This window comes from Mesorhizobium sp. M4B.F.Ca.ET.089.01.1.1, assembly GCF_004022605.1.
Lineage (GTDB): Bacteria > Pseudomonadota > Alphaproteobacteria > Rhizobiales > Rhizobiaceae > Mesorhizobium > Mesorhizobium abyssinicae.
Genome location: NZ_RZOS01000900.1, coordinates 1 through 1,081, shown reverse-complemented (window position 1 = coordinate 1,081; position 1,081 = coordinate 1). Strand labels below are relative to the sequence as shown.

Here is a 1,081-nt window from a genome sequence, read left to right as displayed (position 1 = left end):
CCTGAATTTACCGGCGTCGGTGTTTGCCGGCATGACCGCCCTCGGCTTTTTGTCGTACATCATTGGTATCCACAACGTCACCTACGAGCGAGCGGACGGGCTCGTTAAGCAGGTTGGATTCCTTTGGGCCGCAAATTGGACACTCGACTTTATGGTGTTCTTACCGCTGTTTTTCTTCTTCGTTATAGAGTTGCTGGTCTTCTGGAAAAGTGAGGGGCGCAGAAAGCTCGCAGCGCAGGGCGATCAGGTGGAAAGCGACGACGCCTGGTTGCGCAACGTTGACGCTTCCTCGTACACATATTGGTCGGTTTTTTTGATTTGCTTGCTGTTCGCGGGTCTTTTTCAATGGATCGGCGTGTCCTTGATCCCATTGATGAAGGGCGGTGGCAACTATGCCATGGATTGGGGAAAAATAGCTCTTGTGCGTCCTGAGGTCATATCTGTCCCCGAAACAGTCGTTTTTACGGGGCTCGCTTACCTATACATGTGCCTGGTGTTTTATCTTTTCTTCGCAGGTCTCATTTTGCTCTATACGGTTGTTCATGATCTTTGGAGAATTGGAGACGGATTGAAGAAGCTGCCGCATGTTGATCATCAGCAAGAGCTCAATGAAGCCGGCCTCACAGTGATGCGTGGGGTTTTTCGGTGTACTGTTTTGGGGGTTCTGGTCGCCATATGGATGAAGGTCCAAAGCTCTTATCTGGCATCCAGTGGTGAGAATATTGTGGCGTGGTTGGTCGGCGATATCTCTTCGATGTTCCAAGGTCGCGATGATGTGAGCACCGGGTTCCGCTATCGTATGCCGACGCATTTCAGCAGCCTTCTTATCGTTATTTCGACCTGTTTTGTATTTCTGTATGGCTCCATCCGTTTAGGTGTCGAACGTCGGTTTTGTATGCCGTTGTGGAGGATGTCAGCGATCGTAGCGTTACTCGTGGCTGGCTACTTGCTGATCGATGCATTTGCTGGCTTTTCGATCCTTCTGGGCGTTGGAGTGCTGCTCGCAATATACGGCCTGTTTGATCCAGGGTTGGGGCGATGGCGAGCGAGCAAGTTAGGAAACAATCAGAGTGTATCATAG

At 50.7% G+C, this 1,081-nt stretch carries 1 protein-coding gene; it reads left to right on the top strand.

Annotation, left to right across the window (positions count from 1 at the left end):
- Nucleotides 1–1,081: hypothetical protein (locus EN780_RS34865; protein ID WP_128276512.1), on the top strand; the 1,081-nt coding region annotated here is incomplete at its 5' end.